The 23,078-nt window shown below is 51.3% G+C and carries 28 protein-coding genes; 16 read left to right on the top strand and 12 right to left on the bottom strand.

The window, feature by feature from the left end:
- Positions 1 to 85: 85 nt before the first annotated feature.
- Positions 86 to 1,288: a DUF1501 domain-containing protein gene (locus tag ACO2Q8_RS04200; protein ID WP_423343530.1), complete on the bottom strand. Its 1,203-nt coding sequence runs from the start codon at positions 1,286 to 1,288 to the stop codon at positions 86 to 88.
- Positions 1,289 to 1,381: 93 nt separating this feature from the next.
- Positions 1,382 to 2,818: a DUF1800 domain-containing protein gene (locus ACO2Q8_RS04195; protein ID WP_423343529.1), complete on the bottom strand. Its 1,437-nt coding sequence runs from the start codon at positions 2,816 to 2,818 to the stop codon at positions 1,382 to 1,384.
- Positions 2,819 to 3,283: 465 nt separating this feature from the next.
- Here ACO2Q8_RS04195 and ACO2Q8_RS04190 point away from each other — a divergent pair, with 465 nt between their 5' ends.
- Positions 3,284 to 4,519 (top strand): histidine kinase, encoded by a 1,236-nt coding sequence (locus tag ACO2Q8_RS04190; RefSeq protein ID WP_423343528.1) that lies wholly within the window; start codon positions 3,284 to 3,286, stop codon positions 4,517 to 4,519.
- Positions 4,520 to 4,521: 2 nt separating this feature from the next.
- Positions 4,522 to 5,262 (top strand): LytR/AlgR family response regulator transcription factor, encoded by a 741-nt coding sequence (locus ACO2Q8_RS04185; protein WP_423343527.1) that lies wholly within the window; start codon positions 4,522 to 4,524, stop codon positions 5,260 to 5,262.
- Between the two features lie 87 nt (positions 5,263 to 5,349).
- Here ACO2Q8_RS04185 and ACO2Q8_RS04180 read toward each other — a convergent pair whose 3' ends face one another.
- Both ACO2Q8_RS04180 and ACO2Q8_RS04175 read right to left on the bottom strand, forming a co-directional pair.
- Entirely contained in the window at positions 5,350 to 5,877 is a 528-nt protein-coding gene (locus tag ACO2Q8_RS04180; RefSeq protein ID WP_423343526.1) for a PAS domain-containing protein, read from the bottom strand.
- Positions 5,878 to 5,973: 96 nt separating this feature from the next.
- Entirely contained in the window at positions 5,974 to 6,825 is an 852-nt protein-coding gene (locus tag ACO2Q8_RS04175; protein ID WP_423343525.1) for a DUF481 domain-containing protein, read from the bottom strand.
- Between the two features lie 107 nt (positions 6,826 to 6,932).
- Between ACO2Q8_RS04175 and ACO2Q8_RS04170 the strand changes: the two genes are divergently transcribed.
- The 10 genes from ACO2Q8_RS04170 (at position 6,933) to lgt (ending at position 13,064) form a co-directional block, all read left to right on the top strand.
- Positions 6,933 to 7,901, top strand: a complete 969-nt coding sequence (locus tag ACO2Q8_RS04170; RefSeq protein WP_423343524.1) for a Kelch repeat-containing protein — start codon at positions 6,933 to 6,935, stop codon at positions 7,899 to 7,901.
- A 47-nt stretch (positions 7,902 to 7,948) separates the two neighbouring features.
- A complete protein-coding gene (locus ACO2Q8_RS04165; protein WP_423343523.1) occupies positions 7,949 to 9,121 on the top strand; it encodes an AIR synthase related protein in 1,173 nt (390 codons plus the stop codon).
- A gap of 42 nt (positions 9,122 to 9,163) precedes the next feature.
- A complete protein-coding gene (locus tag ACO2Q8_RS04160) occupies positions 9,164 to 9,379 on the top strand; it encodes a hypothetical protein (RefSeq protein ID WP_423343522.1) in 216 nt (71 codons plus the stop codon).
- The gene (locus ACO2Q8_RS04155; protein WP_423343521.1) at positions 9,379 to 9,567 is read left to right on the top strand and encodes a tautomerase family protein; all 189 of its coding nucleotides are present in this window, start codon (positions 9,379 to 9,381) and stop codon (positions 9,565 to 9,567) included. Before ACO2Q8_RS04160 ends, ACO2Q8_RS04155 begins: the two co-directional genes overlap by 1 nt.
- Before the next feature lie 112 nt (positions 9,568 to 9,679).
- On the top strand, positions 9,680 to 10,585 hold the full coding sequence (locus tag ACO2Q8_RS04150; protein WP_423343520.1) for a glycosyltransferase family 2 protein: 906 nt from the start codon (positions 9,680 to 9,682) through the stop codon (positions 10,583 to 10,585).
- Between the two features lie 6 nt (positions 10,586 to 10,591).
- Entirely contained in the window at positions 10,592 to 11,113 is a 522-nt protein-coding gene (locus tag ACO2Q8_RS04145) for a cupin domain-containing protein (RefSeq protein ID WP_423343519.1), read from the top strand.
- A 51-nt stretch (positions 11,114 to 11,164) separates the two neighbouring features.
- Positions 11,165 to 11,434 carry a DUF167 domain-containing protein gene (locus ACO2Q8_RS04140; RefSeq protein WP_423343518.1) on the top strand — a complete coding sequence of 90 codons (270 nt, stop codon included), beginning with the start codon at positions 11,165 to 11,167 and terminating at the stop codon, positions 11,432 to 11,434.
- Positions 11,435 to 11,517: 83 nt separating this feature from the next.
- A complete protein-coding gene (locus tag ACO2Q8_RS04135) occupies positions 11,518 to 12,012 on the top strand; it encodes an RNA polymerase sigma factor (RefSeq protein WP_423343517.1) in 495 nt (164 codons plus the stop codon).
- Positions 12,009 to 12,206, top strand: a complete 198-nt coding sequence (locus ACO2Q8_RS04130) for a hypothetical protein (protein WP_423343516.1) — start codon at positions 12,009 to 12,011, stop codon at positions 12,204 to 12,206. Before ACO2Q8_RS04135 ends, ACO2Q8_RS04130 begins: the two co-directional genes overlap by 4 nt.
- A 15-nt stretch (positions 12,207 to 12,221) precedes the next feature.
- On the top strand, positions 12,222 to 13,064 hold the full coding sequence (gene lgt / locus ACO2Q8_RS04125; RefSeq protein WP_423343515.1) for a prolipoprotein diacylglyceryl transferase: 843 nt from the start codon (positions 12,222 to 12,224) through the stop codon (positions 13,062 to 13,064).
- Position 13,065: 1 nt separating this feature from the next.
- Here the strand turns inward: lgt and ACO2Q8_RS04120 are convergent, their stop codons facing one another.
- From ACO2Q8_RS04120 to ACO2Q8_RS04090, 7 genes are all read right to left on the bottom strand, one after another.
- Positions 13,066 to 13,623: a hypothetical protein gene (locus ACO2Q8_RS04120; RefSeq protein WP_423343514.1), complete on the bottom strand. Its 558-nt coding sequence runs from the start codon at positions 13,621 to 13,623 to the stop codon at positions 13,066 to 13,068.
- An 8-nt stretch (positions 13,624 to 13,631) separates the two neighbouring features.
- A complete protein-coding gene (locus ACO2Q8_RS04115; RefSeq protein ID WP_423343513.1) occupies positions 13,632 to 14,981 on the bottom strand; it encodes a Fic family protein in 1,350 nt (449 codons plus the stop codon).
- Positions 14,982 to 15,071: 90 nt separating this feature from the next.
- On the bottom strand, positions 15,072 to 16,313 hold the full coding sequence (fabF, locus tag ACO2Q8_RS04110; protein ID WP_423343512.1) for a beta-ketoacyl-ACP synthase II: 1,242 nt from the start codon (positions 16,311 to 16,313) through the stop codon (positions 15,072 to 15,074).
- Positions 16,314 to 16,435: 122 nt separating this feature from the next.
- Positions 16,436 to 16,996, bottom strand: coding sequence for a TetR/AcrR family transcriptional regulator (locus ACO2Q8_RS04105; protein WP_423343511.1), 561 nt, complete (start codon positions 16,994 to 16,996; stop codon positions 16,436 to 16,438).
- Positions 16,997 to 17,349: 353 nt separating this feature from the next.
- On the bottom strand, positions 17,350 to 17,541 hold the full coding sequence (locus ACO2Q8_RS04100) for a hypothetical protein (RefSeq protein ID WP_423343510.1): 192 nt from the start codon (positions 17,539 to 17,541) through the stop codon (positions 17,350 to 17,352).
- 253 nt (positions 17,542 to 17,794) lie between these two features.
- Complete coding sequence (locus ACO2Q8_RS04095) at positions 17,795 to 18,007, bottom strand: hypothetical protein (protein ID WP_423343509.1); 213 nt, start codon at positions 18,005 to 18,007, stop codon at positions 17,795 to 17,797.
- Between the two features lie 206 nt (positions 18,008 to 18,213).
- Positions 18,214 to 18,645 carry a helix-turn-helix domain-containing protein gene (locus ACO2Q8_RS04090; RefSeq protein WP_423343508.1) on the bottom strand — a complete coding sequence of 144 codons (432 nt, stop codon included), beginning with the start codon at positions 18,643 to 18,645 and terminating at the stop codon, positions 18,214 to 18,216.
- Between the two features lie 45 nt (positions 18,646 to 18,690).
- Here ACO2Q8_RS04090 and ACO2Q8_RS04085 point away from each other — a divergent pair, with 45 nt between their 5' ends.
- From ACO2Q8_RS04085 to ACO2Q8_RS04075, 3 genes are all read left to right on the top strand, one after another.
- Positions 18,691 to 18,888: a hypothetical protein gene (locus ACO2Q8_RS04085; RefSeq protein WP_423343507.1), complete on the top strand. Its 198-nt coding sequence runs from the start codon at positions 18,691 to 18,693 to the stop codon at positions 18,886 to 18,888.
- A gap of 276 nt (positions 18,889 to 19,164) precedes the next feature.
- Positions 19,165 to 21,042, top strand: a complete 1,878-nt coding sequence (locus tag ACO2Q8_RS04080) for a hypothetical protein (RefSeq protein ID WP_423343506.1) — start codon at positions 19,165 to 19,167, stop codon at positions 21,040 to 21,042.
- A gap of 46 nt (positions 21,043 to 21,088) precedes the next feature.
- Complete coding sequence (locus ACO2Q8_RS04075) at positions 21,089 to 22,015, top strand: AAA family ATPase (protein WP_423343505.1); 927 nt, start codon at positions 21,089 to 21,091, stop codon at positions 22,013 to 22,015.
- 202 nt (positions 22,016 to 22,217) lie between these two features.
- Here ACO2Q8_RS04075 and ACO2Q8_RS04070 read toward each other — a convergent pair whose 3' ends face one another.
- Positions 22,218 to 22,550 carry a hypothetical protein gene (locus ACO2Q8_RS04070; RefSeq protein WP_423343504.1) on the bottom strand — a complete coding sequence of 111 codons (333 nt, stop codon included), beginning with the start codon at positions 22,548 to 22,550 and terminating at the stop codon, positions 22,218 to 22,220.
- Positions 22,551 to 22,589: 39 nt separating this feature from the next.
- Here ACO2Q8_RS04070 and ACO2Q8_RS04065 point away from each other — a divergent pair, with 39 nt between their 5' ends.
- Positions 22,590 to 23,015 (top strand): hypothetical protein, encoded by a 426-nt coding sequence (locus ACO2Q8_RS04065; protein WP_423343503.1) that lies wholly within the window; start codon positions 22,590 to 22,592, stop codon positions 23,013 to 23,015.
- The last annotated feature ends 63 nt before the right edge of the window (positions 23,016 to 23,078 follow it).

Raw genomic sequence — 23,078 nt, 5'->3', positions numbered from 1 at the left:
AGAAAAACTCTGACCTACCGCCGGGCGGCCCCGCCTGATAATCTCTGATTAACCCTGATGTCCTCCGATAACCCTGTGTAACAACTCACACAAAGCTCAACGTCTCAAATTTCCGCCCCAAAACCGCTACATCATCGACCTTCAGCCAGTCGCGGAGGAGCGTCGCGTAGATGCTCCGGAAATCGACAGTATGCTTTAAATCCCCTTCGTCGAGGTTTGTCAGGTTCGGTGCCTCGTTGAAAACCCGGCCCGGTGTCAGTCCCCCGCCGATCAGGAACAGGTTGTTGGCCGTGCCGTGGTCGGTGCCGTTGCTGGCGTTCTGCCGGACCCGGCGGCCAAATTCCGAGAAAGTCATCAGCAAGACCTCGTTCAGTTTTCCATTTGCTTTCAGATCGTTGGTAAAAGCCGCCACGGCTTCGGCGTACTGGCGCAACAGCCGTTCCTGTTGCCCCGGCTGGTTGATGTGCGTGTCGAATCCGGAAATGGAAATGTAAAACACATTCGTGTTGACCCCCGCCAAAATCAGTTCCGAGACGGTTTTTAGCCGGTTGCCCAGTTCGCTATTCGGATAGGGAAATTGACGGTGGCTGGCTTTCGATTTGTCGTAGATGTAATCGGCCGAGGATGCGGTTTCGGCCAGTGTTTTATACAGATACGCAACGTTCGAGTGCTCGTCGGCCGGTTTGGGTTTTGCCAAATCCCTGACCAAACCGCTGCGGGTCTGGTTGTGCAGTTTCTTCGGATCGAGCAGCGCCAAACCGTTCAGATGTTGTCCTTTCAAGGCTAAGCTGAGCGTATCGTCCACTTCGATGGCCCGGTGCGCCAGGCAATCGTGGCCGACGCAGTTGGCATCCAGATACCGCCCGAGCCAGCCCGTGCTTAGGTACTGGTCGGCGTCGCTGGCCGTTTGCCAGATGTCCATCGAGCGGAAGTGAGAGCGGTCGGGATTCGGATAGCCCACATTGTTGACGACGGTCACCAGACCGTCGTCGTACAGTCCTTTCAGGGCTTTCAGGGCGGGGTTAAAACCGATCTCATCGTTTAGCTTCAACACCTTGTCGGGAGCAATCGCCAGGGTCGGTCGTTCGCGGTAATAGATGTCGTTGCGGAAGGGCACGACCGTATTCAAGCCGTCATTGCCACCCGACAACTGAACGATGACCAGCGTTTTAGCGGTTTTCGGACTTGTGCCAAGATGTCTGGTTTCGTAGGCTTTCAGGAAGTGGGGAATCAGCATTGTTCCCACGGTGGCAAAAGCCGAATTTTTGAAGAATGCCCGACGATGCATACAATGAATGGTTAAAGGGTTTAAAATTGCTGGTATAGTTTGATGGCTAAATGGTTAAATAGCCATTCAAGCCATTTCAATCAGGCCAACCGGTCAGCAAAGTTGATATTCCGGAAATGACAGAATGGCTGTCGCGAGCGTTCGGATCTTTTCGCTGCGGGGGCTTGCCGGTTTTACCTGCGAAGCGAGCAGTTTTCGTTGCGTCTCGTTCAGCGGCAGTTGCAAAAAATACAGCGCCAGGTCATCCGGCAAACGTTCATCCTTGCTTTTATCAAACGCTTTTTCAAACGTCGGCCAGTCGATAGTGGCGGAAAAAAGTCGGTTTATTTTTCGGGAAAGCAATTCGGTATTCACGTCGCCGTCGTCTTTCGGTTTGATGGTTACTTCCCCGGCTTTCAGGACCAGTTCCGGCAACTTCATCCGAAATAACAGGCTTGAACTGTCGATCCAGTTGCGCCCACCCGGCCAGCCTGCTACGTTCGGCGGATACAGCAACACCTGCCCCAACGTCCGCTGAACGTACAAAACCGGCTGTTTTTGTTCAAATTGAATGCCCAGGCTGTGTTGCATTCCGGCCAATAACTCGACCGGCGACTTGATGTGTGTTCCGATGTACTTCGGGTTGTAGAACCAGTCGCTGGTGAAAATCGTCTCCAGCAACCCGGCGATGTCGTAGCCGCTCCGGTAAAACTGATCGGCTAACTGCGCAATCCGTTGCTGCTCGACAGCGTCGCCGAAAAGCTCGTCGCTGACCAGAAACCGGTACAGTTTGGTCGTGACGAAGAGGGCGGTTTCCCGGCGTTCCAGCAGCAACCGGATCATGTCTTCGCCCCCAAAAGTTCCGGTTTGACCCAATACGGTTTTGTCGCCGTCGTCGTGTACATTCCGGCGGAATACAAACTCGCCCTGCGCGTTAAAACCCCAGCCGGTAAAGGCCCTGGCGGCTTCCCGGATGTCGTTTTCGGTGTACTGGCCCCGGCCTAGTGTAAACAACTCCATTACCTCGCGGGCGAAGTTTTCGTTGGGGGCATGTTTACGGTTTTGCTGGTTGTTCAAAAACTGGAGCATCGCCGGTGACTTCGACACCGCCATCAGCAAGTCGCTGAAGTTGCCAAGCGCATGTTCGCGGAGAATGTTCGTATACTGTTCCACCATCCGGACGTTGTTCTGGTTGCGGCAGGCAAAATGGGAGTGCCAGAACAGGGCCATCTTTTCGCGCAAGGCCCCCCGGCCCGACGCCATCTGCGCCACCCAGGCTACGTTCAGATCGCGAATCGCTTCCCGGTTTTCGCGAATGCGGTTTTTTAACGAGTCCCGGTCCAATTTCCCTTCTCTGAACAAACTCTTCAGTTCTTTTTTAGCGGGTTGATCACCCCCGGCAACCGTCAGGGGAATGAAGGATTGGCTGTCTTTGAACAACGCTCGGACCACCTTCCGAACCGACTGATGCTCTGCCTCGCGAAGTTGGTGCGGACTTGCCCCGAAGCCCGCCCGCCAAAAGAGATGCTGTGTATGAATCCGCTCCTTCATAAGTTGGGATGTTTCTAGTTAGACAAGGAGTTCATATATAAGGTTTAATTTAACTCAAATTGGTTACTTATGAGTTGCAACCGGTATTTATCAATTAAAAGCGACTCAATGTTGATTCGGGCTGTGCGGGCAGCGGTAACCAAGCTACTTTTGTGCTGTTCTTGTAAATGCCTCATAACCGGGTTTATAGAAACGTCAGCACATGAATTGGTCGTACCTGTTCGGGAAGATACAGTTGTCTTTAATGTGTAAATAGGGATAAGTAATGTGTATTCGGTAATGGTTAAAAATCCCCGCCTAAGCGGGGATTTTTTTTCGGAGCAGGTGGGAAGTAACCACGTATTTCTACCAGTTATTGCCAAAAAACGACCGGATATTTAGTGACTCTTTCAAAAGTACCCGATTACCGTTACTTTAGGAGAGCTAATCCAAAAACCGCTCTGTGCGGTTCCAAATCAATAAAACGTGTCGAAAAATGGGAAACATACGCAGCATGATCAGGACAGAAAGGCGTTAGAAGAAGAGCTTGAAACCGAACGGGCTATCAACTTTTTTGCGATTTCGCTCATTGATCAAACGACCGTCGAGGAGGTTTTGTGGGACGTTGCCAAAAATTGCATCGCCCGACTCAACTTTGTCGATTGCGTGGTTTATATGCTCGATGAAAGCCGGAATGTGTTGATTCAGAAAGCTGCGCACGGCCCTAAGAATCCGCGTTCGTACGAAATCTTTCAACCAATTGAAATTCCCGTTGGAAAAGGCATTGTGGGTTCGGTGGCGCAGACGGGCCAGCCCGAATTGATCGCCGACACTTCGCAGGACGCGCGGTATATCCGGGACGACGACATGCGGTATTCCGAAATTACGGTTCCGATTGTGCTGGAAGGCGAGGTGGTTGGGATTATTGATGCGGAACATCCTGAAAAGAATTTTTTTAAACCCCGCCACCTGCACATCCTGACGAGCATCGCCCGGCTCTGTGCCCAGAAAATCCGGCGCGTACAGATCGAACAGGCGTACCGGCAAACTGAGCGGCAATTGCTGGAAAACAACAAGCGGATCGCCGAAGCCAAGCTCATGGCCCTGCGGATGCAGATGAATCCGCACTTTGTGTTCAACAGCCTGAACGCGATCAACAAATTTGTGCTGCAGAACGATGTCGATGAAGCTTCGCTTTACCTGAACAAGTTTTCGCGGCTGATGCGGCAGATTATCGTCAACACCCAGACCGAGTGGGTACCATTGCGACACGAACTGAAAGCGATTGAAACCTACGTGGAACTCGAACGGCTGCGGAGCGATAACTCGTTCGACTTTACACTGACGGTGGGCCGGACGCTGAGCCAGGATACTGTGCAGGTGCCGCCCTTGCTGATTCACCCCTACGTTGAGAATGCGATCTGGCACGGATTGTTGCCTCAAAAAGCCGAAAAACCGCATTTGCAGATCGACTGCCAGCAGGTAGCCGGTTTTCTGGTCATTTCCATCGCCGACAACGGGGTGGGGCGGGAAGCTTCGAAACGGGCACAGGCCAATAGCCTGACGGCTCATAAGTCGCACGGGAGCCGGATTGCCGAAGAGCGGTTGCAGATAGTGAACAAAATATATGGGGTGGATGCCCGGATCGATGTGGCCGACCTGGTCGATTCGGCGGGTGTGCCGGCCGGAACCTGTGTTACATTTACCATGAAACTCAAATAACCATGACTGCCATTCTTGTCGATGACGAAAAACACTGCCGCGACGTGCTGGGTCTGCTTTTGCAGCGGTATTGCCCCCAGGTGCAACTGCTGGCGTCCTGCTCCGACGGAACAGAGGGCTACCGGGCCATCGAAATGCACCAGCCCGACCTGGTTTTTCTGGACATCGAAATGCCCGGCATGAGCGGTTTCGACATGCTCGAAGCCTGCCGTTTTACGCGCTTCGATGTGATCTTCACGACGGCCTACAACGAATACGCCATTAAGGCCATTCGGCACAACGCGCTGGACTACATCCTGAAACCGATCGATAAAGACGAGCTGGTGCAGGCGGTGCAAAAAGCGGAGCAGGAACGGCTGACCCGGGCGACGCCCAAAGTAGAAGGTTTTATCGAGTACCTACACCGCCAGAAAACCGGTGACCGGATTGCCCTGCCGACGATGGAAGGGCTGCAAATCATCAATAGCGAAGAGATTTATTACTGTGAATCGGACGGCGGGTATACCCGGTTTTTCCTGACGAACGGCAAGATCGTGCTGATTTCGAAAACGCTGAAAGAAGTGGAAGACGTCCTGGAAACCAAAGGCTTCTGCCGGGTTCACCACGGTTATCTAATCAACCTGCGCTACGTGCAGCGCTACATCCGGGGCGATGGGGGCGAGGTGATCATGGAAAACAACAAAAACATTCCGGTTTCGCGGAACAAAAAGCAGGAGTTTCTGAATCTGCTGGAGAAAATCTAACCGTACCCACGGACTTTAGTCCGTGTTTTTGACCCTGCCCAATCCCATTGGTTAGGAAGCTCACACGGACTAAAGTCCGTGGGTACGTTAAACTTCCCGTTCTACGGCAATAAAGTGCGTCAGTTCACCCTGGCGGTTTTGGATAGGATCGATTTCGATTTCACAGAAATACGGGGTGCCGCCTTTCCGGTAGTTGATCAGTTGCTGCCGGATCGGCTGGGGGCGCTTTTCGAAGCGGGCGCGCATGAGGTCCTCGGCCAGTTGCCGAAGCTTGATCCGGTCGGTACCGGGGCCTTGCAGAAACCGGGGCGTCCGACCGACGACTTCGGCTGGCTTATAGCCGGTCATCGCCAGAAAACCGTGGCTTGCCCAAAGGATCGACTGCGCCATGTTCGAAACGATGAGTGTATAGCCCTCATACAGCGCTTTTTCATAGTCGCGGGTTAGCCGCCAATTATGAGCCTCAGCCAGTTGCTGAAGCCGCTCGACTTCGCGCCGGTGGTGCCGCTCCTGTGCCCGGTCAAGCAGAAAGATTTCCAGCGAAGCCACCGGAAAAGGCCGGGTAGCCACCGAATTTTGTTGTAGATAGTCCGTATAGGCGTGATTTGTTTCCATAAGCTGACTTGTTTTCAACCCCGCGTATAGTGTGGATGAGTTCATAAAAGTTGAAAAAATAACCGGTTTTTGCGGGTATACCAAGCAAATGCCATTTTATTTCACTTCCAGCACCAGCCCCGTTGTCCACCGAAAATCGTTGTTCTTGCGGCCCACGGCCACGACGCTTTCATAGGAATTTTGCACCATTGTCCGTATACTAACAAGGGCCGTCAGCCGCATCTGAAACGATAGACTGCCGTTCCAGCGAAAGTTCGGCTGGTTCAGAGCTGGTTGCAAAAAAACCGTTTGATTAATCGAATACCGTCCGTCGTCCCACTGGAATTCGCCCAGCAAGCGGGTCGAATTCCGCAGGACATTGACATCCGGGACTTCGGCCGTATTGGTAATAAAATCCGTGTATTCATACAGCAGCACATTGGTAACCGACAGATAGGCATTTTTTCGGCTGACGAGTTTGTAGCCAACCCCCGCGCCACCGGTGAGCCGATTCCGGATTTTGCGGAGGTTGCTGACCTCGGTAGCTCCGAAGCCCAGGTAATAAAACCGCCGTTCGTGAAAGAGCGTTGCGCGAAAATCGGCCAGGAATTCCCGTTCATTGAGCTGGCCGTTCTGCTGGCCGTAGGCAAAGGTTGGGCTGCTGGCAAAGCGAAATAGCCGACTTACGGCCCAGTCGAACGAACCGCCGACCTGAATTAGGGCCCGATTGACGTTTCCGGCCGTTACGGTACCATCGGCGGTGATTTTGTAATGAAAACCGGAGGGATCGCTCGATGCGACCGGTGCCGCTTTGGCGGCTTCTTCTTTTTTTAAGCGGGCAATTGAATCGGTTTTGGCACTGCTGTCAGCGGTAACAACGATTTTTGCCGTATCAGGTGGAACCGTTTGGGCAAGGCTGTAAAAAGGGACTAACAGACAAAAAATCAGATAGATTTTGGCGTTGAGCATCGGCAAAAATCGGATGGTTTCTTGTCTATAACGCCCGATGCCGTACATTTGACCTGGAATTATGCTAAAATGATTCAACAGCGCTTCGGCATGTAAAACCAATTGTTATGAACAGGAAATTATTGACCTTTTCCGTACTAAGTCTTTGCTGTCAATCGTGGGCAATGGCCCAGGCCTGGGAGCCGGTTGTGACGAAAAATGAGTGCGAAAAACGCCACGAAAACGCGGCTGCGCTGGTCGGCGACAGCCTGTACGCCATCGGCGGCCGTGGCATGAAACCGCTCGAAGCGCTGAACCTGAAGACCTTGCTCTGGAAAAAACTGCCGACGCCACCAGTCGAAATGAATCATTTTCAGGCGATCAATTACAAGGGTGAAATCTACGTGATGGGCGCTTTTGAAGGCAAGTATCCGCACGAAACGCCGATTCCGAACATTTATATTTACAGTCCCAAAACCGGCAACTGGCGGAAAGGCCCCGAAATTCCGAAAGATCAACTCCGGGGTTCGGCGGGGGTTGTCGTCTATAAAGACAAAATTTACATGGTTTGTGGCATCATCGACGGCCACTACGACGGGCACGTATCGCGCCTGGATGAGTACGATCCGAAAACCAACACCTGGAAGCAACTGGCCGATGCGCCCCGCTCGCGCGACCATATTGCGGCTGCGGTCGTCGGCGACAAGCTTTACCTGGCGGGCGGTCGCCGGTCGTCGGCCAAAACCGGGCACGTCATCGATACGACCTTGCCGGAAGTCGATGTGTACGATTTCAAAACCGGGAAGTGGGAAACCCTGCCGCCGGAAAGCAACTTCCCAACCCTGCGGGCGGGCAGTACGGCGGTGACGAAGGATAACAAAGTGTGGGTGATCGGTGGGGAAAGCGAGCAGTTAAAGTCGCACAGCGAAACCGAAATTCTCGATCCGAAAACCAACCGCTGGACTTCCGGCCCCAAATTGAAGGAAGGGCGGCACGGGACACAGGCTGCGGTATACAAGAACAATATTTATATTCTGGCCGGATCGGCCAACCACGGCGGAGGACCGGAATTGAATACCGTCGAAGTTTTGAAATAATGGCACTCGACGGACTGGAAAACCGGCACCGTCAAGGATTAATACGAATGAATCAACCAACTGACCGCTATGCCCAACGGGGCGTTTCGGCTTCGAAAGAAGACGTACACAAGGCCATTGCCAACCTGGACAAAGGGCTGTTTCCCAAGGCGTTTTGTAAAATTGTGCCGGACGCGCTGGCCGGTGACCCGGACTACTGCACCATCATGCACGCCGACGGGGCCGGAACCAAATCGTCGCTGGCGTACCTGTATTGGAAAGAAACCGGCGACCTGTCGGTCTGGCGGGGCATTGCGCAGGACGCCATTGTGATGAATACCGACGATTTGATTTGCGTCGGTTCGGTGGGGCCGATGCTGCTGTCGTCGACCATTGGTCGCAACAAGAACCTGATTCCCGGCGAGGTCATTGCCGAAATCATCGACGGGACCGAGGAAGTGTTGGCGATGCTGCGGGAACACGGCATCGACATTGCCAGCACCGGGGGTGAAACCGCCGACGTGGGCGACCTGGTCCGGACGGTGATTGTCGATAGCACGGTGGTGGCCCGGATGCGCCGGGACGAGGTGATTAGCAACGATCGGATTCAGGCCGGGGATGTGATTGTCGGACTGGCATCGTTCGGCCAGGCGACCTACGAGAAGACCTACAACGGCGGCATGGGCAGCAATGGCCTGACCTCCGCCCGGCACGATGTGCTGGGGCATTACCTGGCCGACAAATACGCCGAAAGCTTCGACCCCGCCGTGGACCGCAGCCTGGTGTACAGCGGCTCCAAACGGCTGACGGACCCGGTCGATAAGACCGGTTTGAACGTCGGGCAGTTGATTCTGTCGCCTACCCGAACCTACGCACCCGTGGCGAAAGTGCTGCTTGATGCGTTACGGAGCCAGATTCACGGCCTGGTGCATTGCAGCGGAGGGGCACAAACGAAAGTGCTGCATTTTATTGATAACCTGCACGTTGTGAAAGATAACCTCTTTCCAATTCCACCATTGTTTGCGCTGATTCAACAGGAAAGCGGCACCGACTGGCAAGAAATGTACAAGGTATTCAACATGGGTCACCGGCTTGAAATCTACCTGTCCGAAACCCACGCCCAGCGCGTGATCGACATCGCGGCTCACTTCGGGATTGACGGCCGGGTAATCGGGCGCGTCGAAGCGTTCGAGGGCAAGCGGGTGACGGTGCAGAGCGAGGCCGGTACATTTGTCTATTAAACGGCTTCTCTTGTCTACGGTCTTTATGCTTTTGTCTGTCGCATGAGCCAGGTGAAAATTTACGGGCTGAAAGAACCGCTGCGGGCGATCCGGGAGCAATTGTCGGACGCCATTCATGCTTGTGTGGTCGAAGCTTTGCAATTCCCGGTGAACAAACGGGCGCACCGGTTTTTGTACCTTGAGCCGGAGGATTTTTTCATGCCCGAAGGCCGCTCCGAGAACTACATCATTAGAACTACATCATTATTGAGTTGCTGATGATTGAAGGACGAACGGTTGAGACGAAGAAGAAACTGATCAACCTGCTGTTTGAGCGCATTCACCAGCAAGCGGGCCTGTCAATGAACGACATCGAAATCTGCATCCTGGAAAGCCCCGCCCACAATTGGGGTTTTCGCGGAAAAACCGGCGACGCAGTGGCGCTATCGTACAAAATTGATGTGTGACCGGTTTTCGGTATACAGTAAGAAGTTGCCACAGTGGATGCCTACCTGATTGCTCTGTCGCTGTAAACCGAAAACCGGGCAGGTTTAGGTTATTTGCTTACCTTCGAGTCGTATGACACCCCTGGTTTCCATCATCACGGCCACCTACAACCGCAGTAACGTGCTGCAGTATACCATCCGAAGTGTGCTGGATCAGACGTTTTCGAACTGGGAAATGCTGATAGTGGGCGATGGCTGCACCGACGATACAGAACAGGTCGTCGCTGCTTTTCAGGATTCGCGCATTCGGTTCATTAAGTTACCTGAAAACATCGGCGAGCAGTCAGGCCCTAACAACGAAGGCTTGAAACAGGCCCGGGGCGAATTCGTCGCTATGCTGAACCATGATGATTTGTGGTTCCCGGATCATCTGCAACGGGGTTTGGATGCCCTTCGGCAACCGAAAACCGATGTGGTCATTGGCATGGGCGTGGTGGTCAATCCCGATTCCAGTTTTCAGCTTTACGGCGTTTTTCCCGATAATCGCTACCGGCCCGTCGATTTTGTTCCGGCGTCGGGCTGGCTGTTCAGGAAATCCCTTCTGGAAGAAGTCGGCTATTGGCGTTCGTTTCGCCATCTCTGGATTTATCCGTCTCAAGACTGGCTGATCCGGGCCTATAAGGCTGGAAAGCACCTTGTTCCGACCCATCACCTGACGTGGCTGGCCGTTCCCTCGGGTGTTCGCAAAAATGTGTACCTGGATCGTGAAGAATTCGAAAACCGGCAGTATTATTACCATATTAGCACAAATCCATCCTTCCGTGAACAGATTCTGACGGCGGTTGCCGTGGCTACCGAGACGCAGAACCGGCGGTTTCCGGTCGGGTCCCTGTGGCGGCAAGGCGTTAAGAATCTGATCATCCGTCAATTAATTAACCTTGGGTTGCTGCCGGTACAGGTACGGTTTATGGTGCGGTATTGGCGCAGGGGTGGGGCATTGAATGCATTGCGTAAAATGAGAGGACTTTCTAAAATCTGATGCATGATGAACAACTGGCTTCTGAAAGATTCCCAAAAAGATGCCCAAAGCATTACCGCCGACTGGAACCAGCACCAGCAGCGCCTAATCGACGGGGTTCAGGTTCGCGAAGTGAAAAACATCATCAAGAACAACGGCTACCTGACTGAGATTTACCGTCGGGAGTGGCTGGGTCCCGACGATGAAGTCGATCAGATTTTTCAGGTTGTGCTGCAACCAGGTGGGATTTCGGCCTGGCATTCGCACGAAGTAACCACCGACCGGCTATTTGTGCAGACAGGCACGATCAAGATTGTGTTGTATGATGGTCGGCAGGAGTCGGCCACGTATGGTCTGGTGAACGAATTCCGGGGAAGTCTGCTGCGCCCGCAGTTGATTGTAGTACCACCGAAAGTCTGGCACGGCGTGCAGAATATTGGCCCGGAAACCGCTGTTTTGCTCAATATTGTAGACAAAGCCTATCAATACGAAGATCCGGATCACTGGCGCATCGCCAGCAATACCGCCGAAATTCCGTACCGGTTTTAACGCCAGTTACCGGGGTAACGACCCATCGAAAACCGTATACTGAAAACCGGCATGATCCTGCACCTGAAAGTGAAACCCGGCAGCAAGGTGGATAAGCTGTTTTTCGATGCCGCCGGGCAGTTGAACGCCAAAATCAAAGCACCCGCGCAGGACGGCAAGGCCAACGCGTACCTGGTAGATTACCTGGCGAAGCAGTTCGGTGTTTCCAGGTCGGCGGTCGAAATCGTGTCCGGTTTTACAAACCCGCACAAGCGGTTGGAGATCAGGGCGGAAGAAGCTGCGATCCGGCGGGTGCTGGCTGGTTTGGAGACACATTCGTAAGCCAATTAAAAAAATACCGGGCCGCGTGTGACATTTTCCCGTTTGGGGCAACTAATCTCCCTGAATCCATTCGTTGTCATTCCGTGGACAAGGCATCTTCCCAGCAAGCGTTTGTGCAGCTCATTGCACGCCATCAAAAGCTGATTCACAGCCTTTGCAGCCTGTATTACCCCTTGCCCGAAGACCGGAAGGACCTCTTTCAGGAAATCGTGTTGCAACTCTGGAAATCGTATCCGTCTTTTTCGTACCAATCGAAAGAATCCACCTGGTTGTACCGGGTTGCAATCAATACGGTTTTTCTCCGCATTCGCCGGGAAAAAGTACGACCGCGCAGTGAGCCGCTGTCGGACGACGCTTTACGCATTCCGGAGCAGGAACCGGACGACGCGACGCAGGAATTGTACCGGGCCATCGCTCAATTAGCCGATGTGGATAAAGCTTTGATTATGCTTTACCTGGAAGAACACAGCCAGGAGGAAATGGCCGGTATGCTGGGCCTGAGTCGAACTAACATCAGTACGAAACTAAACCGGATCAAAAACCGGCTGAGCCAATTGCTAAAGACAGAACGGGTATGAAAACTGATGACTTGAAACCGCTGTGGAATGCCTACAAAGAACGGGTCGGGGTGCAGGCGTCGTGGACGGAAGAAGAACTGTTGGCGCTCGTGCAAACCCAAACGCGGGTCGCGTCCTGGTACCGGTTTTCGCAGCGGGCCTGGGTGAATGCCTGCGTGAGCTTTCTGCTCCTCGGCCTGACGTCCGGCTGTTAACTTACTGCTGATCCGATGCTTTCCCAACGACTGCTTTACATCATCTGGGATTTTGATCCTCAGATTGTTATGCTGGATTTTTTCGGTATTTCGTGGCCCATTACCTGGTACGGATTGCTGTTTGCGGGCGGTTTTCTGGGCGGGCAGCGGTTGCTGACGCATCTCTACATCCGGGACGATAAACCGGTGGCGGATGCGGACCTGCTGACGTTGTACGGTGTCGTCGGAACCATCGTGGGCGCGCGACTGGGGCACTACCTGTTTTACGAATGGGAATTGCTCCTCAACGCCCCCGGCCGCTGGCTTCGGTCGATGCTGAGTCTGCCGTTTCAGGGCCTGGCCAGCCACGGTGCCACCATCGCCATTCTTCTGGCGCTGTACCTGTACAGCCGCCGACGAAGCGACCAGCCTTTTCTGTGGGTGACGGACCGGGCGGCTGTTGTCGCCGGTTTTTGCGGGGCGCTGATTCGGTTCGGGAACCTGGTCAACTCCGAGATTTACGGCCAGCCGACGACCGTGCCCTGGGGCTTTGTCTTCGTGCGGGAAACCGACCCGGCCCTGTTGCCGCTCGTTCCGCGCCACCCGACGCAGTTGTACGAAGCCCTGTTTTGCCTGCTGCTGTCGGCGCTTTGCTTTTGGTTATGGAAGAAAAAACGGCACCTTTTGCCGAACGGTTTTATCACCGGCCTTTTTCTGACGCTGCTGTTTTCGTTTCGTTTTGGAGTCGAATTTTTAAAAGTCAATCAGGAAGCATTTGAGAATAATATGGCCCTGAACATGGGCCAACTGCTGAGCCTTCCGGCCATCCTGACCGGTTTTTACCTGCTTTTCAGAAACCGCCGGGTCGTTCCAGGATGAACTACGGTTTCCATTGCCGAGGCAGGCCAAGCTGGCGGGCGTAGAGACCCGGCCCGTGCTGATGAATGAACTCCAGCGCCTGATTCACGTCGGTTTCAAACTCGATGTAATAATCCGGGTCAATTTTTTGGAGCTTTTTCAGAATCGCATCGGCTTTTTTGGCGACAAACGCGCACAGATTCTGGTTATGGTGGTTGAGGTAGGCAAAATGGCTCGGCTGCACGTTGAAAAAAGCCGTCAGGATGTACAGGTTCAGTTCGACCTCGCCGTACTTGTCTTTCGTGATCTTGACGTGGTGCGCAATGGCCGACGTGAGCGTGCGAACCGCTTTCAGCAGCCAGCCGTCGGGGTGGTTGTAGTGGCCGTTGGCGGTTTCGGCAATTTTCTCTTTCAACTCATGCCGCCGTTCCTCGGTGGTAGTTTCGCCCTCGATCAGGACAAAATGCAGCCGCTCGACGAGGTCTTTGTCTTTGGCAATCAGCCGCAGCAGCAACTTGTCTTTCTCGTTCGCCGGGAGTTTAAGAATCTCTTTTTTGAGGTCTTTGTCGATGGCTGGCATGGAGTCTCTTAACGGGTTAGGTGTTTTTTCAAAATGTGGTCAAATTGCGAATGACGCACAAATCGTTGCTCTTTTCGGTTTACATATATTTTTTCCAGAAAACTCATGTCGACCAGTTGCTGTAAATCGTTCCGAGCGGTTTGATTTGCGACGCCAAACCGGGTTTCTATCTCTTTTACTGTAAGAATAGTATCCGGGTCTTCCTGCATTAATTTGATGATTTGTGCCTGTCGCAACGAGATGCCTTCAATGCGTTGTAAAGACACCAGTTGTTTCTTTTCCGTATTTTTCCGGTCGATGTATTTCTTCAGTTCTTCATACGCCTGCTGCAAGGTTCTGACCTGATACATAACAAAATACGTCAAATCATTTTCGTCTGCTTCGGTATATTGAAAGGCCCGGTAATACTGCATCCGGGATTTTAAAATTACCCGCGAGATGGATAAATACTCCGTTAACCAGTACCCTTTGCGTAACAAATACCAGTAAAATAATGCCCTTGCCGTCCGGCCATTCCCATCGGTAAAGGGGTGAAAGTAGCCAATTAAAAAGTGAATAATGCTGGCTTTTACAATCGGATGGATAAAGAAGGTGGGCGTTTCATCATTGAAAAACCGGCACAAATCATCGATAAACGAAGGTAAGGTAGCGTAACCGGGAGGGGTGTGAATGACTTCGCCATCGATGGCATCGACAACATGAATATCGTCGTGCTGTCGGAATTGCCCGGCTTCTTCCGCTTTTTCCATCGTATCGGCCGTTATCAACCGATGGATTTCCAACAAGGCTTCTGATGTTAGTGACTGATTTTTTATTTCAAGGATATGCTGAATCGTAAGGTAGTTATTCAGAATCATTTGTTCCGACTTATTACGGGGAGGGCGGTTTTTCCGCAGCATATCTTTGGCAACAACCCGCGACGTTACCGCTCCTTCAATTTGGCTGGAAGCAATGGATTCTTCCATGATGGAACCGATCAGATATTGGTGTTTATCGGATTCAGAAAGTTCTGACTGACCGCCTAATGAGCCACCTAGATTTAGGTCAAATAAATGAAACGTACTGTAAAGTGTATCAGTGTTTGTATAATAGAACCTATTGTTTGCGAATGCGAGCCCTTTTTGATTTGTATATCTTGCACGTTTAACCAATGTCCATAACTCTTCTTCAGAAACATCTTTTTTTAATTCAGCAGGAACCTTATATTTTACTTTATCCCAATAAAGATACTCGCTATTGATTTTTTCAATCACATGACCGACCTCTAGTTTCGATAAGATCTGTAATTCTGTGGTGTAAAATTTTGATACAATTTTTTGGAAGTTTGTATCTGTCGGTGGTTGCTCCAGTTTTTTCACACGATTCCCTAATATTTCCCAATTTTGCCAAAATTAGGAAATATTAGGGAATAACTAAATCGAATATATTGATAATGAAGCCTTTTCAGTTTACACCCGATAAAAAGCCACAATGGCGTTGTGCCCGCCAAAGCCGAAGGTGTTGCTCATGACCACGTCCACCGGTTTCTGAACGGCTACGTTGGGCGTCAGGTTCAGGTTGGGGCTGATGCGTTCATCCCGGTTTTGGAAGTTGATCGTCGGCGGAATGGTGTTGTGCTGCATCGCCAGAATGCCGGCCACGGCTTCGATAGCTCCGGCGGCTCCGAGCAAATGGCCCGTCATCGACTTGGTGGCGCTCAGGTGCAGCCGCTCCGGATTTTCACCAAAGACTTTCTGAATGGCTTGCGACTCACTCAAGTCGCCGATGGGCGTAGAGGTCGCGTGAACATTCAGGTAATCAACCTCTTCCGGTTTTAGATTGGCTTCGCGCAGGGCCTCGGTCATCGCCAGCGTTGCGCCCAGCCCTTCCGGATGCGTGGCCGTCATGTGGTAAGCGTCGGCCGTGGCCCCGGTGCCGACCAACTCGGCGTAAATCTTGGCACCCCGGGCTTTGGCGTGTTCGTATTCTTCCAGGATGATGGCAGCCGCGCCTTCGCCCAGCACAAAACCGTCGCGGTCGGCATCGAACGGGCGGGAGGCCGTGGCCGGGTCGTCGTTGCGTTCCGACAAGGCTTTCATGGCGTTAAAACCGCCGACGGCCACCTCCGTCACCACGGCTTCCGAACCCCCGGCGATGATGGCGTCGGCTTTGCCCAGCCGGATGTAGTTGAAGGCGTCGATTAGGGCGTGGGTCGCCGAGGCACAGGCCGAAACCGGCGCGAAGTTGACGCCCCGAAAACCGTATTTGATCGAAATCAGGCCCGACGCCATGTTGGCGATCATCTTCGTGATAAAAAACGGGTTGAAACGCGGATGACGGCCACCGGCTCCGTAGGCAATCACCTCTTCCTGAAAACTGTACATCCCGCCGATACCCGACGCCCAGATGACGCCCACGCGGTTCGGGTCGATTTTGTCGTCCAGCAAACCGGCGTCCCGCACGGCTTCGTCGGCCACGACCAGCGCATACTGGCTGTATTCGTCCATTTTCCGGGCTTCTTTTTTGTCAAAAAACTGGAGCGGATCGAAGCCTTTGACCTCACAGGCAAACTTGGTTTTGAAGTGGGTGGTGTCAAACTTGGTGATCAGCGCGGCACCGCTGCGGCCCTGCACCAGTCCGTTCCAGTATTCCTCGACGGTATTTCCGATGGGTGTCAGCGCACCCAATCCCGTTACAACAACTCGTTTCATCGGTTTGGACGGTCTTCAAAACCGTCTTTTTGAGCTAAGATTGATTTTAAAGTAGATGTTCAGAAAAAGGTATCTGCTTGATTTACAACGTCGTCACTTGTCTGACTTCTTTCTTCTTATGGCTAAGGAGATAATCGTTCCAGAATCCGGTTTCGGCAATCGGTCAAAAGCTGCTCGTCGCCGAACAGTTTGACCAGCAGCAGCGATCCCTGAATCTCGGCGGTGGCCTGCTGCGCCAGTTGTTGCGCTTGTTCGGCCGGATGACGCATCTGGTACAGATGGGCCAAGGCCGTCATGGCGTAGTTGAAATGCGCCCGCAGCGGTTCTTTGAATTCTTGGTTGGTGAGGGCGGTTTCCAGCACCGTGTTTCCCATCAAACAACCGCCTTCGGTGCGCTGAACGCCCTCGAACAAGGTATCCAGAACGCGTTCCAGCCGCTGTCGGGGCGGTTTGGTTTCGTCGTAAGCCAATGAAAAAACGTGCTGCTGGTTAAACTCCGCAGCGTACCATAGCACTTCCTGCATCAGTACTTCCTTGCTACGAAAGTAGTGGTAAAAACTGCCTTTCAGCAAGCCACACGCCCGCGCCAGATCGTCCATCGTGGTCCGGTGGTAGCCCTGCCGTTTAAAAACCTGCAGGGCTTTCTGCAAAATCTCCTCCCGTGTCACTTTCTGAACTGGCATAGCGCAAAGGTAACCGACGGGTTTGATTTTACCAAACGTTTGTTTGATAAAACGTACCCACGGACTTCAGTCTATGAGGGGTATAACGTAATATTAAGAGTAATGTATTTATTTTTTGCCTTTTTCATTGATTATCAGGTATTTATATTTTTTGCCCGAAATAACCAAACATTAAGAAGTTAGATAATGCTTTGTGGCAAGTTCGAATTCTTGAGAAAAAGGCAGCGAATAGAGGGGGTAAAGTTGAACCGCCTTGTATTTATAAGCGGCTTTTGACCGAGGGAAGCGGTGATAATGGGCCATTCGAGCTTCTAATGCCCATTTCATAGCGCAGTAGCAGGTACTGAACCGATTCAGAGCATAAATTCTGATTCGGCATCCCATCGCCGTTGAACCGCTCGGCGGTTTTCATCTTCTTTCTGGCGCTGCTCTGGCGTCAACTTTTCCCGACGTTTGGCCTCCTTCTGTTGTTCCCACTGGAAGAACTCGGCCATCTGACCCAGTTTCGGGCCACCATTCTTGTCAGCGTACGGGTTCGTTGGCATACTACTTTTGCGTATCTTGGTTACAATGATAACAATTATCTGAGCGAAAAAGCGCGATTTTATGACGTTATCGACTTAAATGATTGTTAAATAGCGTTTATACGGTATTTAAGCATTGAACCAACCCAGTCAATTTATGAAGTCTTCTTCCTAGCGAAATCCCCACCCTAATCTTGATGTTTGGTATTAGAGCGGGGATTAGTGTGGGGATTAGAGTGGGGTAATCTCTTCAAATTGTTCAAATACGTTGATTCTACTTGTCTTTCAGCATTTTTTCGTACAGTTCAATGGTCATTCTCAGGGTGGCGATAAGTTGGTCTTTATCCTGGATAATTGCCCGGCATGTCTCCAATTGACTCGTGAGGGCAGCTATTTGCTCATGATCAGACTGGCCGATGACTACGCTTTGGGAATTGTTCCCGGCTTTTCTGCCTGCCTTTTGAGTGATCTTGTAGTTATGCTCCAAGTCTGTACAGGTTAGGTGAGATTGTTCCTCCAAAATGTGTACCTAATCTTAATGTTTCGTTTTATATGTGCGAAAAGATGTGCATTAAGATTTATAGGCCAGGTTAGAAGTACGTAAAACCATTAAATGTGTACCTAATCTTAATATTTCGTTTTAGATACACATTTAGATACACATTTAGATACACATGGGCTAAAGGAAAAATCCTACTTAGTGTTCACCATCTTTTCGTATAAATCAATTGTTCTTTGCATTGCTGCAATGGTCTCATCTTTTGCCTTCAATAATTTCTCAAAATCCTGCTCAATAATTGAATTTCTATAGCCTTTTGCTATGGAGACTCGCTGACTCAAATTCTCGCCTGTTTGCTTTTGAGTAGTATTTATTCCTCCAATTGTCACATCACCCTTCCCTCTGAATAGGTACTCGGCACTAACGAATTCATATTTTTGAAGAATCCATTCAATAAGTTGGGTACTAGGCTTTGTTTTCCCTTGGCGAATATTTGATACGGTGGATTCTGCTATGCCACTCTCTTTGGCTAATTGAGCGCCATTTAGACCAATTTGGTCTAATACTTTTATAAATCTCTCATTAATATCTTCCATAAAAGAGACTTTAAAATTTTGAATATTCATAATTATGAATTATAATTGCAATGTGACCGAACGAAAACAAAGAAAATGCAGACGCCCGACGAAATCAAACCTCATTTACGCAATGGCGATTATTCGAAGATAGCCCAGATGGTTGGTGTGAGTCGTCATTACGCTATTGTGCTTATGGGAAGGCCGGGTGCTGCTAAGCATAAAGAGGTGCTGTTCGCTGCAAGAAAAGTAGCAAAGTCCAATTTGAAATTAGGCTTAGTACCTAAAAAGTAGCCCATCGTGATACAGGTAGCAGAAATATGGTATGTATCGTTCGATCAACTAGTTGAGTTGTGCGGTATATATCCACAAACGATTTTGAACGGCATTCAAAGAGGGTCTGCTCATTGGAAAGCGATAGCTGATCCTAAAGACCGCCGTAAACGTCTGATCTGCTACGATACAATGGCCGAAAAGTATAAAGCTGTTGTGCGCCAAGTACTTTGTGAGGGGCGGGAACCTTGGGAAATCGCAGCCAAAAAAGAGGTTCAACTTTTGAGTGAACGGTCATTGCCTGAGTTACTGGAAGACGCGGTTTTAATGGAGTATAAGCGGTTTTTGCATCTGTATCACATCGAAAACCGCCAACCCAGAGAGCAGGAAAAACGTAAAAAAGCCCTTGCTAGAGCCGCTGCCGTGGTCATGACATTAGGACAATACATCATCGATCATGGTGCGGATTGGAAATCGTATACCCCTTACCGTGAGGCACTGGAATGGATTAAACAGCATCAGGAAGACTATTGGCCCGAAGGTTGCCGGGATATTCCCACTCACGAAATTACCCTCAAAAAGGCCGTTATGGCGGTATTTGTGGGCGCAAAAGGGTTTGGGAAAGAGCCGATTGAGCAGGTAATTAAATTGCCCAGGGTCAATAACTCGAATCGGGACCGCTTCAAATCAGACCCGGAAATCTTAGCCTGGGCGTTTCAGGCCCGGAAAAGTGGGCAAAACTGGACAGATCGCCATGTTTCCCGCTATGTCAATGAGGTTTGCGAACTCTACGGTAAAAAGGCTCCTTCGGGTAGCTGGTGGAGTAAGTTCTTTAGCCGCCCGGATGTCAAACAGTTGACGGCACTAGGCCGCTACGGGGCCGGGACCAAAAAGGCCAATTTCTACCAGCATTATAAGCCCATACAACGGGCCATGTTTGCGGGTGATTGCTGGATGATGGACGGTACGCGGGTGAACATGATCGAGCATCGGGCCGATTCTTCGGGTAAAAAAGAGTTTCAGTTTCTGTATATTCTGGTCGTGCGCGATGTGTACTCCGGTGATATTCTGGGCGTTCATTTCGACACCCGTGAGGACCATTTAGGCTACATCAATGCGCTGAAAATTGCGGTTAAATCCACCGGTTATTTACCTCATACGCTCGTTTTTGACCGTTTTCCGGGCCATAATAAAGAAGCTTTTGGCTACCAGGAGGGGGGCAAATTACTGACTGGACTCTGTAAAAAGCTGGATGAAAAAGGGGTGGAGTTGGTCGTAACGTCCCAGGCTCAGGGTAAAGCCTCGCTCGAACGCTGGTTTGATACGCTGCAAACCGTGTTTTTAGCCCAATCCCGCTACTACTACGGGCAAGGGATTATGTCTTCCCGCTCTTTTGCCCATCGTAGCCCGGAGTATCTGGCAGAAGCCCGGAAACAGGCGCAACGAACGGGATGGGACTTCGATCAGGCATGGCAGGAAGCCTGGAAACGCATTGAAGAATACCGCAATACGCCGTTAAGCCACTATTCCCGCAAACACGCCAAGCTGGATTTAACTCCGGCCCAATTGCATCAGCAATCGGAGAAGCCGCACGTAATCGAAGCCGACCCGTTGGTGCAAACCTCGCTGTTCTGGCTGGAAAAGACGCTCAAAATTCAGCGCAATGCTATCCGCATGACGGTCGATCATCAGGAGTACACGTACTCGATTTATGACCACCGGCTTACAGGGACGTATAAAGAAGTCTTGGTGCGATTTGACCAAACCGATATGAGTTCAATCCTGTTGTTCGCGCCGAATCAAAGTACCGACTTTTTTATTACCGAACTCAAACAGGATAAACCCGTCGTTCTCTATGGCCCAGATGCTGATTTAGAAGGCTTAGCGAAGCGTCAGGCGAAAGAAAAGCGGTTTGAACAGGCCAAAAAGCAGGAATTGGAAACCATCATTGCCGGTGCGCCGGATGTGACGGTATTACTGGGTGCCAAAGTGCCCAAATACGAACAGGAATCGGCACAAAGCGTCCTGCTCTATGAGCAGATGGGCGTATTGAGAGCGACCAAACAAGCGGTAGTTGGTACCAACTACCCGACAGCGGCCCCGCCCAAAAAAGGCCGTTCGCTGCCCCTGGCAACGGATGACGACCTGGACCCCAACCTACACGTAAGCTATTGACTTTTCAAGTATTCTTTAAACGCACTTTAAATCATCTTTAAACGCAATGATTACTCCCTCTCAAAAGCAGGAGATTGCCCGACTGCTCACCCAGGAGCGTAACGCGCTGGGCAGTTGGCACAAGGTTGCTACCAAGGTGGGCGTCAATGTCGCTACCGTCAGCCTGAATATGCAGCATGAAGCGCATCACGAACGGGTCAGCGACAATATGTGGGTCAAAGTAGCCGCCCGACTCGGCTACAAACTGACCGATACGCTTTGGACGCTGGTGGAAACGACCAACACCCGCTACATGACCAAGTACCTGGCCGATGCCCAACAGCAAAGTATGTTTCTGGCCGTTTCTCACAAGGCCGGACAAGGCAAATCGGCATCGATTGAACTTTACCGGGCCAGCGACGAAACCGGGGCAGTCTTTACGCTGGAATGCGAAGAATCGTGGAGCCACAAGCTGTTTCTGAGCAAGTTGTGCCAGACTTTGGGCGTTGATGCGTCCGGTTGTAGCACATCCGCCATGACGGACATGATTGTTGAGTTCTTCAAACGCAAGGCAACCGAAAGCCAACCTTTGCTGATTCTGGATGAAGCCAATAAACTCAAACCCGCGTCGCTCCGGCTGATTATTCCGCTGTACAACAAGCTGAAAGGAGACATTGGTTTGGTGATTGTCGGGGCCGACGACCTGGAAAAGCACATCAAAGCCGGGGTTCGCCGGAATGTGCGCGGCTACGATGAGTTAGACAGCCGGTTAGGGCGCAAGTTTATGCATCTGATTGGGGCCACTGAAAAGGACGTTCGGGCCATTTGTGCGGCCAACGGCATCACTGACGAAGCCGTGCAGGAAGAATTGTGGTTGGCAATGAATCCCCATCAGGTGTTAGTCGGTAAAACGTATATGCCCCTGGTGCAGGAGGATTTACGCCGGTTGGAGCGGTTGATTCTGGATCGTCGGTTAAAAACAGCGAGGGCTTAAGTCATGCAAACACCACCCAGACCCATTGGCAACCTGCCGGAAATGGCCGAAGCAAACCCGGTGATTGCTCCCATCTGTCAGGAATTGATCCGGTTGTTGCAGCAGTTCAATGCCCAACGCGATGCCCTAGCTCAGCAAGCCGGATTGGATTTGCGCCTGGTCAAACACATGGACACCGGGCATTATGAGGTCTATTTGCAGCCTATGGTTCAACAGACTCCGAATGTAGCTCTACCGGAAAGCCCCAATGGTTTGCGATTCGTTGCGCTAAATCCTCAAAAAATGGAAGCGTGGAAGCCGGAGCCTGTCGCTCAGCTTCAAACTCAAACGTGTACCGGTACAAATCCGGTTCGTCCAGCGCATTGATATAACGACCCAATTCCCGCTCCAAAGACGGTTTGCTAAAATCGTGGTACAGCAGAACCGTGGTCAGGTCGTCAAATAGTTTCTGCTCGAAATCAAGACAATAGGAGCGGTCGCCGGTTACATCGGCACAAACCCGAATGGTAAGCCAGATGGAATCGTCAGGCGGCATTTAACAGAGGAATTTCCACCCGCAATTAACACAAAACTAATGAATCGTACCAACACATCCGCCCCGCGCACGAACGCGCAGAATGCCCGTTTTCACGTGCTGTTGACCCAACGCAAGTTTGATCGGGAGGAAAAAGCCGAACTGGTTAAGTTCTATACGAACGGCCGCTCCACATCAAGTTCAGAAATGACCATACGGGAAATGCAGGAAGCTATTGAGCATTTGGAAGGCTTGGAACTGGCATCGATCAAACGGATGCGTAGCAAGGTCATTCACATTGCCAAAGACATCTTTGGGGTGACGGAAATGCACCAGGAAGATTGGGACAATCTCAATACGTTCCTGCTAAAAACCTTCAAAAAGAAGCTCAACGAACTGGATTACCGGCAACTGCAAAACGCCGTAACTGCTATTGAACGGTGGCGCGATAGCGAAACCCGAAAGATGGTCAAGCGGCTATTGTAGCCTTAAGCAAACTCGAATCATCACCTTAAAACCCATATTCTATTCAGACAAATCGTACTGCTA

This window comes from Larkinella sp. VNQ87 (genome assembly GCF_049445795.1).
Taxonomy (GTDB): domain Bacteria; phylum Bacteroidota; class Bacteroidia; order Cytophagales; family Spirosomataceae; genus Larkinella.
Note: the sequence above shows the minus strand (reverse complement) of the source record. Positions and strands in the feature narration are given on the sequence as shown.